Consider the following 8,938-nt stretch of genomic DNA (forward strand, 5'->3'; position numbering starts at 1 on the left):
CTCCCGCTAGTGACCGCGGTCATTGGGATCGTGGTCGGTCTGACGTTCCTGTTCGGGTTCGGCCACGCCGAGTCCCCCTCATCCTCACAGGCCAGACCACTTACGCAGTCCGTCCGTCGGTCGAACGCTCTCAGCTAGAACGTGCACGGTTCGTCAGTGTCGCCAGCAGGCGGTCACCGAAGGCCGGGGTACCGTGCGCACGCAGATACGTTGCGACGTCGTGAGCTGTCATGGCGGGGCCCGACCGTCCCGTCCTGCTGGCGACCGCATGGACGGCGGTGACGACCTGGCCCGGATGGAGATCGAGTTCGTCGAGCAGGAAGTCGTCGAGGGACTGCCGGATGAGTGGCGCGGGCAGCGCGCTCGGCGGGAAGTCCGCAAGGTTGTCGGTGACGATGACGTCGGCTCGGCCGGTCCTGGCCGCGGCGACCACGTGCCGATCGTCGGGGTCGGGCAGGTGGATGGTCGGGACGAGTGGCTCCCAGTCGGTGACGAGGGCGTCCGGGAAGGCGGTCTTCATCTGTCGGGTGAGGCGGGTGAGGTAGGCGTCGATTTCTTCGGGTGATGTCCCTCGCTTGCCGAGGAGTGTGCGGAGGGTGCGGTCGAGTTCGTCGAGGATCTCAGTGGACCACAGGGGCCGGTAGGCGCCGGTGCTCGCGATCTCGAGCAGTACGTCGCGTGCCCTGCTGGGCACGAGGACGCAGGTGTCGAGCAGCGCGCTGAACACGCGGGTCAGACTTGCGTCTTCTTGCGGGCGGTCTTCAGCGCCACCCGCGTCTCGTCGGGGTCGACGTCATACAGGCCGAGGCGGTCGGTGTCGGCGATCATGTCCGCGAAGGCGAGCTCGGCCGCGTTCCGCTGGCGTCTGCGGTATTCGAGGAGGTCGTCGAGCCGGACCTTGCGGTGGCGACTCGGCTTCTCGAACGGGATGACGCCGGTCTCCAGCAGCCGTACGAGCGTGGTGCGCGACATGCGCAGCAGGTCCGCCGCCTCCTGCGTGGACAGGGTCAGGTGATGCGGTACCACCGTCACCGCCAGTCCTGCCTTCATCGCCGCGGCGACCTGCAGGAGGACCTCGAACATGGGCTCGGGTAGCTCGACGCTGCGCCCGTCGTTACCTGTCAGCCGAGGGCGCGGCTCGGCCGCCTGCCGTCCGCGGCCGCGCAGGGCTCTGAGGAAGTCGATGATGTCACCGGTGTCCTCCTGCGGCAGGTAGGTCTCGTCGTGCAGCGGCTCGTTTCGTGCTGGCGAGGTCATGAACCGCCTCCAGAGACGATCGCAACGATCGGGATACTCGTTTTGCTCGATTCTAGGCGCCGTGGGCTCCTGATCGCCACCGCTGGAGGATGCTGCCACCTCACCGGCCGGGCGGCTCGTCCACATTGCCGGCGTCGCCCCGCTACGAGACGGAGGTGCGCCATGCGGTCGCGCGAAGCATCGCCCGGTGGCCGCACCAGGTGCGAGCGCCACGAACCGATCTAGCCACCGGGTCCACCGTAGGGACTCCGGCAAGTCCAGCCTCGCCGGGGCCGCGGAGCTGACTATGACCGGCGTTACCTACCGCTCGGCGCTACGTCGGTCTCGCGTTGCCGGATTCTGACCAATGGATGGTGCCGGATCTCGATCATGATTTCGTTGCCTGCGGCCGGGTCGACAGTGCAGCGCGGCCTGAGGTCGCGGCCGTCTCGAGCGTTTCATTCGCGGGGCGCCGTCGTCGCGGTCGAGGATCGGGGCGAGCGAGTCGATCGTCGCCTTCCACAGATCAGCTTCGGCGCGAGCGGGGAATAGTGTAGTTAGCGAGGTCGTTCGGGGCGTACGGCGGCACGGTGTCCGGCAGCCCGATGTTGAGCCGTAAGGCGAGCGGATCGTGTGTCGTACGGGCCTGCCCTGCGACGGCCGCGCACACGCCGCCGATGAAGGCGGCCGAGCGCGCCTGGCCGGGCAATCCAGCCCTGTCCCAACTCGCGAGCGCGGGCTCGACACTCAGCTCGTTGGCCTTCTGCCCCCACGCATGCGTGAAGACCGGCGTAGTCACATGCCGACCGTATCGCCCGCCGCGGACGATCCGCGCCCTAACCGTTGGTCAGCGTCGCCAGGCCGGCACGATGCGTGCTCGGTAGCAGCACCTGCCAGCCTCCGAGCCGGCCCTCTACGCGGGGCCGCAGACGACGGACAAGGGTCCCCGACCCGCGTTGACTTCTCCCCATCGTGCCTTCGATGACCACGGCTGGGTGCGCAGGGCCTTGCCGATTGGATCGAGGCTCCCGGCGGTGGCCCGACCCGCTGCGGTGTTGTCCGGGCACGGCGGTGCCCAACCGGGAGTTTGTGAAACCGACAACTTTGGGCGACTTGAGGGATATAGCGGTCGAAATTCCGACCTCCCGGCCTCCTAGCGAGCAGACGATGAGATGCCCCTCTTGTAAATCAAAAGACACCGACACCGACAAAGGCGCCTTACTCCGAGCAGGTATCTCCGGCATCTACAACCATGCCAAGGCAGCGAAATTCTTTTTCGATTTCGCCCGCGACCCGGACAATCAATCCTGGCCCTGGAAGTGCGCCGATTGCAACACGAGGTTCATCAGGTGCGGGTCCTGCCGGAAGAAATCCATAACGGGAAAGCTTAAGATGGGAGACGCCCTCCCATGCCCCCACTGTGGCGATAAGATCTATATCTTTTGATGAGGGGCGGACCCCAGGGCCTCGTCATGATTACTCCGCTTCGTACAGGCCCATCCACCGCCCGATCTCTCGACGCTACTGGCATAATCCTATTGAAGTGTCGCTACGACCGTTTGAACCCGCCAGGGCTAATGGGCCTGAACGGTGTGCTGAGCTGCAACGCCCCACGTCGGCGACAAGCGTCCGTCGTCAAATACTCCGCTGTACACAGTGCGTCCCGAGTTTCTGCGGCGCCCAGTTGGGGGCGACTGCTTACAGGTGGGAGGTCCAAGGGTTCACGAGTGGGACGCCCATCGGGGCGAAATCGGACTCGTTGCGGGTGACGAGCGTAAGGCTGTGTACCTGGGCGGTGGCGGCAATCAGAGCGTCGTGAGCAGGGCGCCGGTCGGGCACGTGGAGTCTCGCCGCCGAGTCAGCGACGGCCTGGTCGACGTCGAGCAGCCGGCCCGTATATGCGGGTAGCACGTTGTGATCCAGCCACGAGTCGAGGACTGCCGCCTGTCCCGAGTCGTGTCGTCGCTTGTTTTCGATGCCGGCGCGCAGTTCCAGCACGGTGATGACCGAGAGGAATGTGTCCGATGGCGCCAAAGCCCCTGCCCAGGCGTTGAATCGATCATCCCTACGCTTGGCCGGCTTGCGGAGCTCCGAGATGACGTTGGTGTCGAGCAGGAAACTCACAGGTCGACCTCGCGCAGCGAGCCCCGCGGGCGGGCGGGCTCGAAATCGATGTCCCCGTCCAGGACGAACGCGTCTCCCAGTCTGCCGGCCGTGTCCGTGAGCCGCTGATAGTCGGCGAACGACAGCAGGACGTGTGACGGCCGACCACGATCCGTAATGATCACCGGGCCGCTCGCGGCAGCCCGTTTGACCGCGCTCACGTCGCGGTTGAACTCCCGGGACGAGACCACGCTCATCGCGATCACCTCCCAATGTAGCGTAGGTACGTACCTACACTACTCCCTACGGGCGGCGAAGAACGCGGCGCGGCCAACTAGATCATCTACGGCGACGGCGGAATAGATCGTGTCGGACGCCAGTGTCATGTCGTCGCATGAGGGCGTGGCGAGGAACCGGCGGATCGCGGTGGAGGATGCCGTGGTGCTGTGCGGCGCGAACACCGACCCGACCGATCTCGTCGCTTCCCAAGGCCGTTAGCGCCTCACTAAAGTCTGTGGGGGTCGGCTGAAATCGGCCTCTACCCCGCCGGTCCGAGCCCGTTCTTACGACTCAGGAAGCGGCGGAAACGACCAGCACGACGAGAGTGATCACGCCGACCAGCCAGACCCCAACGGTGGACAGCAGGATTCCGCCGATGAGGAACGGCTCCGTCCATGACCGTGTCTGCGTCGCGGTGGACGGGGTCAGCGGAGCACGCTGACCGGGCACCCACGACCCGCCGGCCGCCGCCACCTCGCTGACGAGATCGGCCAGCCGAACCTGCACCTCGTCCGGGAACGCCTCGGCCGGCGCGCGGACCCGCAGCGCGTTCGCGGCCTTCCACGGCTCGGCCTGCGCCGCGAGGAACGCCGCCCGGGCGGCGTCAGCCTCGGGGTCGTCCCGCGCGGACAGGAACCACCAGCGTCCGGCCGCAACCTCGTCGCCGAGCTCCCGACAGACCGCGCCCAGCAGATCGAGCGCCTCTGGATCCGCCGGATGCTGCGCCAGCAGACCGGCCAGCCGATCCCGGGCGAACGGCAGCCGGCCGGCCGCAACCTCGGCACGGGCAGCCGCGACCACCCGCGCACGCGACGCCTCCACCGCCAGCTCGACCATTCCGGATCCCTTCCCGCCGATCCGGGCCGACGTGGGTGGACGCTTCGGGCAACGGCCCGTCACAGCGGCCCTCGACCGCGAACCGCGAGGATGCGGGCGCGGCCGGGGACCACGGCGACCGTAGCCCCCCACCCCCGCACACAGCGACCGAATTATCCGCACTGGCCCCGCGGTGCACCCCCGTGGCCCGTGGGCTGCGACGCTGACCCTGTGAAACTGACCCTGTGAAACTGCTCTCCCGCACCGGCGCGTCCGTCGAGCTGCGCCCCGTCCGCTACCAGTTCCACTCGGTGAGATCCGACACGGACGGAGACAGGTGGGACGCCAACTGGCTCGTCGTACGCGGCGACGTCCAAGCGCCCGACGGACGCGGCTGGTCGTTCACCGACCCGTGCCTGACCACCTGGGAGGCCCGCGGCCTCGCCCACTGGCTCCACCGGGTCGCCACCGGGCAGGTGACCCGCAGCCCCGCCCCGGACGAAGACGCCGACGACGTCCTGTCCTTCACCGAACCGAACCTCGCCTTCAGCCTGCACGAGCGGGACCTACACACAGCGCACCTCCGCCTGCACCTGTCGGCGGAAGCGGCACCGCCGTGGACGGCGCAGGACGCCCGCTGGCACTGGAGCGCGTTCTACCTGCCCCTTCACCTCGGGATCGACGAGATCCGCGACGCGGCCGAGCAATGGGAACGGGACCTCGCACCCTTCCCGACCCGATAGCGCAATCAGCCCACCGTCTGCGACCCGGCCGCTCACGCCACAGGTATGGCGGTCATCGAACCGATCATCTCAGCAGTGCCCGGTCAGAACGACGATCTCGCGACCGTCGCCGTCCACCCAGATACCCGCCGTGTACGCCACATCGCCACCGGACCGGGGATGTTGCGTCACCGCGCTGCGGACCTCCTGCCAACGGCGTTGGCCATCTGTCCCGTCGACGTAGTCCACCTGCCCCGCCGCCCAGTAGTAGATCCATCGAGCTCGGTATAACTCATTGTCAGCGGTCGGAGCATGGTGAATCGACCAGGACTACCCATCCGCAACGCGGTGGCGGTTGTGGTGAGGTGGGCGCGGGCGGTGGTGATCGCGCGCCGGGTGAGGGCGGTGCCGCCGCGGGCGATGGTGGTGAGGGCGGTGCCGCCGCGCAGGAGCTGGCCGTGGCACGCGAGGACGAATGCTGGCGATCTATCTCGACTCCGGAACCATCGGAAGCACGGAAGTCAGCTAAGCAAAATCTCCTCGTGGAAAGAAGGGGGAATCCCTATTCCGACAGCCCAGTGGCCTCGCGTGTCCCTCGTCTGGAAGTCGACCGTTATTGAGTTTCGCAACCCACGGGTGGTTCCGATCCTGACGGCTCCTTCACGAAAACTTTCCAGTATAATTGAGTCGCGGTAAGTGATGATGCATCGAACCGACCCTCCTATGATGTTGTAGGAAAAACGAACTCGCCAGTCGTCGCTCAGGGAATAGGTCAGGTATCGCTCCCAGGCCTCTTCTCCGCTCTCAATCTCTGGGGTGACGTCGAAGCTGGTGATAAGCTCTTCATCGTCCGGCGTGCATAGTTCGGTGGTCATTTTATCCACCCCATCTCGGTATCAGTGTGGAAAAACTTCTTGATCCATTCGGAAGAATCTGCCAGGTTGTCTCGAAGTGGGCAAATTTTCCAGATGGACCGACAAGCAGGGAGTCGCGTACCTCAAAATTTCCGTACTGATTTTCGAATCGCTTTACAATATTATCCCGGTCTGCAACCACTTCTCGAAAATGATCTTCCAGAAGTTTGCGACCTCGTGTGTCGTCGGAAATTCCGAGATGCTTCATCGAAAAAGCAATTTGGTTACTCCGGGCTCTGTTGTGCGAGTCTGAACTCACTCTACCAAAAAGATAGTCATACTTGGAACTCTTGAAGATCATACTTGGTGCGGTGTCGGTGCCGATATCCGTGCCGCGGGCCTCGTTGAGGGCGTCTTTGGCGGTGTGGTGGGCGTTGCTGAGGGAGTCACCTCCGACCATGAGCAGGTGGCCGTCGGGGGTGACGGCGCCGGTGTGGGGGAGCAGGCTTTTGACCAGCGTGGTGGTGTAGGTGCGGGCGCCGCGGAGGTTGGTGGCGGTTGTGGTGAGGTGGGCGCAGGCGGTGGTGATCGCGCGCCGGGTGAGGGCGGTGCCGCCGCGGGCGATGGTGGTGAGGGCTCGGCCGTCGCGTAGAGCCTGGCCGGCGGTGCGCAGGCCGTGGGTGAGGTTTCCGAGGGTGGTGAGTCCTCGGGTGCCGGGGATGCAGTCGAGCAGGGCGAATCCGACATCCCAGAGCCCTGCCTGGCCACGGTCGTATCGGACGAGGGCGTCGGCGAGGACGATGAGGGCGGCGGCGAGGACCACCCATGCGATCGGTCCGCCGATGACGAGGGCGATGACGCCCAGTACGGTGACGGTGATTTTCGCGACTTCGACGGCGGTGTGCCAGACCGTTCCCGCGTGTTCTTTCAGGCGGTCCCAGGACCACCAAGGTCTGTTCCGGATGCCGGCGTGGGAGGCGGTTCGGATCGCCGCCGCGCAGGTGGCGGCTGCGTCTTCCCGGATTTGTTTCGCGGCGAGGGCGAGGCGGCGGGCCGCGTCCAGGTCGTCCTGCGCGTTCTGGGCCGAGTGTCGTGCCTGGTCGAGCCGGGTCTGGGCGGCCTGCTGGTTGCGGATGGCCTGAGCCAGCTGATCGGGGTCCGGTGGTGGGATCTCGGCGGTGTGGGCGTAGGAGGCTGGGGTCAGATCTGTGACCGTCAAGGATGCCGTGGCCAGGGTGACCTGTTCCGGGCTCACGGCAAGCTGCGCCTGGTCCCGGAGGGCGCGTGCGTCCCGTCCCCGCACGAGTGCCCGGTCGGCCTGTGTCTGGGCGGCGGCCAGGACGGGTTCGTAGGCGTTCAGCGCGTTGCCGGCCATGCGGTAGGACATTTCGAGTCGCTGTAGCTGGCCGGGGAAGGCGTCCAGTTCGTCGCGGAAGGCGTCGCCGGCCCGGCCCAGCCATGATTCGACCGTCCCACTGGTGACGAGGGTGCTCACCTGGCTGCGGGTGTGTTCCACGTCGGCGGCGAATTCCAGGAGCCGTCGGGCCAGTTCCCGTACGGCGAACGGGTCGCCGGGTGTCGGGTCGCCGTCCAGGCCGAGCACGGCCCAGTCGGTCGGACGGCTCAACTCTCCCACCTCTGGTCAACCATGCGGATTCATGGGCAAACCGGGCTGAACAAGAATAGCTGGTGCGAGCCGTTTTAGCATGGAACATCACGATCCGGATGTGCTCATCCCATTGTGGCCATCCCGGTGTGACGTGTCGCACAGGATGCCCGGTATGGACAATTCGGAGGGGATCGGAAGGGGATCTGTTGTGGACGATGGCTATTCCGTGTCGCACGGTAGGCAGTCAGGTCCGGCGGCGGAGCGGGCCATCCGGGTGGCCACGGTCGCGGCGGTGGCCGCGTTCGTCTCCTACCGCCACATGCGTGGAGTCGCCCTTGAGTGCGGGGAGGATTCCATGACCGCGGCGGTGCTGTTCGATGTGACCCGTTCGCCCAGCATCCGCCCGGCGGCGCGTAGCGCGCCGTCCACCGGATCGCCCGCGACCCGGCCCGCCGCGGCCGGCGCCTTGAGCGGTATCCCGCCGGTGGCCGACCGGCGGGCCCGCACCCGCGCCAACTCGGCGAGGACCTGACCGGCCGGCCAGTCCAACCCGGCCGGCCGGCCCTCGGCGACGGTGCCGGCGGCGCCGGTCAGCGCCACCGTGTCCCAGCCGACCGTCACGGTCATGGCCCGTGGGCCCTCGGGATGAAACGCCAGGTCGGGCGGCGGGCGCACGGTCCCGTCTACGGCCGGCCGGGTCGGCCGCCGGCCGCGCAGCACGGCGACCAGCTCGGCGACCCGCGTGGTGTAGCTGGCCGGGTCGTGGGTCTGGCGGAAATCGACCCAGACCCGGGCGGCGAGAAACGGCGGCAGCTCGGCATCGGTCAGCAGGACCGGAATCAGCCGCTGGCGACCGGCGACCGTGCGGGTGAGCATCGCCGCGTACTCCTGCGCCACCCACGGCCGGGCCAGCGCCTGCGGGCTGACCACGAGAATTCCGGCGGCCGCGTCGCGGATCCCCGCGTCCAGCCGGTGCACCAACACATCCCCGGCGCCGATTTCCCACTCGTCATAGAAGACGTGCAGGCCGGCGCGTTCGAGGTTCTCCGCCAGCGCCCGCACCCACGGCTGATCGGCATGTCCGTAGGAGACGAACACATCGAAACCGGCGGTCATCCTTACCCCCCACACCAGACCCGGACGATGCCTGCACCTTAACGCCCCTAATCGTCGCTGCTGGCACCCGACCAGCCACCGAAACCCCGCGCCGGTGTGCCGGGCGCCGATCTCACCGGCGCCTCGCTGTTCGGGGCGGATCTCACCGGCGCCTGGCTGTTCGGTGCGGATCTCACCGGCGTGTGGGGCCCGAGCTCGGCGCA

The 8,938-nt window shown here is 67.1% G+C and carries 13 protein-coding genes and 1 pseudogene; 4 read left to right on the forward strand and 10 right to left on the reverse strand.

What is annotated here, in order from left to right:
• Positions 1-130 precede the first annotated feature (130 nt).
• The 5 genes from U9979_RS15525 to U9979_RS15545 all read right to left on the reverse strand — a co-directional run bounded on the left by U9979_RS15525 (position 131) and on the right by U9979_RS15545 (position 3,596).
• Positions 131-727 carry a PIN domain-containing protein gene (locus U9979_RS15525; protein WP_322779938.1) on the reverse strand — a complete coding sequence of 199 codons (597 nt, stop codon included), beginning with the start codon at positions 725-727 and terminating at the stop codon, positions 131-133.
• A gap of 5 nt (positions 728-732) precedes the next feature.
• On the reverse strand, positions 733-1,257 hold the full coding sequence (locus U9979_RS15530; protein WP_322779939.1) for a helix-turn-helix domain-containing protein: 525 nt from the start codon (positions 1,255-1,257) through the stop codon (positions 733-735).
• 505 nt (positions 1,258-1,762) lie between these two features.
• Complete coding sequence (locus tag U9979_RS15535; RefSeq protein ID WP_322779940.1) at positions 1,763-2,035, reverse strand: hypothetical protein; 273 nt, start codon at positions 2,033-2,035, stop codon at positions 1,763-1,765.
• Between the two features lie 899 nt (positions 2,036-2,934).
• Positions 2,935-3,360, reverse strand: coding sequence for a type II toxin-antitoxin system VapC family toxin (locus U9979_RS15540; protein WP_322779941.1), 426 nt, complete (start codon positions 3,358-3,360; stop codon positions 2,935-2,937).
• A complete protein-coding gene (locus U9979_RS15545) occupies positions 3,357-3,596 on the reverse strand; it encodes a type II toxin-antitoxin system Phd/YefM family antitoxin (protein WP_322779942.1) in 240 nt (79 codons plus the stop codon). The genes U9979_RS15540 and U9979_RS15545 overlap by 4 nt, the downstream gene beginning before the upstream one ends.
• Before the next feature lie 109 nt (positions 3,597-3,705).
• Between U9979_RS15545 and U9979_RS15550 the strand changes: the two genes are divergently transcribed.
• Positions 3,706-3,837: a hypothetical protein gene (locus U9979_RS15550; protein ID WP_322754839.1), complete on the forward strand. Its 132-nt coding sequence runs from the start codon at positions 3,706-3,708 to the stop codon at positions 3,835-3,837.
• A gap of 72 nt (positions 3,838-3,909) precedes the next feature.
• Here U9979_RS15550 and U9979_RS15555 read toward each other — a convergent pair whose 3' ends face one another.
• Positions 3,910-4,455: a DUF6584 family protein gene (locus U9979_RS15555; protein ID WP_322779943.1), complete on the reverse strand. Its 546-nt coding sequence runs from the start codon at positions 4,453-4,455 to the stop codon at positions 3,910-3,912.
• Positions 4,456-4,679: 224 nt separating this feature from the next.
• Between U9979_RS15555 and U9979_RS15560 the strand changes: the two genes are divergently transcribed.
• Complete coding sequence (locus U9979_RS15560; protein WP_322779944.1) at positions 4,680-5,177, forward strand: hypothetical protein; 498 nt, start codon at positions 4,680-4,682, stop codon at positions 5,175-5,177.
• Positions 5,178-5,246: 69 nt separating this feature from the next.
• Here U9979_RS15560 and U9979_RS15565 read toward each other — a convergent pair whose 3' ends face one another.
• From U9979_RS15565 to U9979_RS15575, 3 genes are all read right to left on the reverse strand, one after another.
• Positions 5,247-5,405: a hypothetical protein gene (locus U9979_RS15565; RefSeq protein WP_322779945.1), complete on the reverse strand. Its 159-nt coding sequence runs from the start codon at positions 5,403-5,405 to the stop codon at positions 5,247-5,249.
• Between the two features lie 272 nt (positions 5,406-5,677).
• On the reverse strand, positions 5,678-6,031 hold the full coding sequence (locus U9979_RS15570; RefSeq protein WP_322749693.1) for a hypothetical protein: 354 nt from the start codon (positions 6,029-6,031) through the stop codon (positions 5,678-5,680).
• 1 nt (position 6,032) lies between these two features.
• On the reverse strand, positions 6,033-7,637 hold the full coding sequence (locus U9979_RS15575) for a putative T7SS-secreted protein (protein ID WP_322779946.1): 1,605 nt from the start codon (positions 7,635-7,637) through the stop codon (positions 6,033-6,035).
• Between the two features lie 154 nt (positions 7,638-7,791).
• On the opposite strand from U9979_RS15575, the gene U9979_RS15580 reads away from it, so the two are divergent.
• Entirely contained in the window at positions 7,792-8,151 is a 360-nt protein-coding gene (locus tag U9979_RS15580) for a DUF2637 domain-containing protein (RefSeq protein WP_322779947.1), read from the forward strand.
• A 239-nt stretch (positions 8,152-8,390) separates the two neighbouring features.
• Here U9979_RS15580 and U9979_RS15585 read toward each other — a convergent pair.
• Positions 8,391-8,735 (reverse strand): annotated as a pseudogene (locus U9979_RS15585) (toll/interleukin-1 receptor domain-containing protein); the annotation flags it as partial.
• Positions 8,736-8,831: 96 nt separating this feature from the next.
• Between U9979_RS15585 and U9979_RS25245 the strand changes: the two are divergent.
• Positions 8,832-8,938 (forward strand): pentapeptide repeat-containing protein (locus U9979_RS25245; protein ID WP_416220232.1); only part of this gene is annotated, 107 nt, incomplete at its 3' end.

The organism is Protofrankia sp. Cas4, assembly GCF_963555915.1.
Classification (GTDB): Bacteria; Actinomycetota; Actinomycetes; order Frankiales; family Frankiaceae; genus Protofrankia.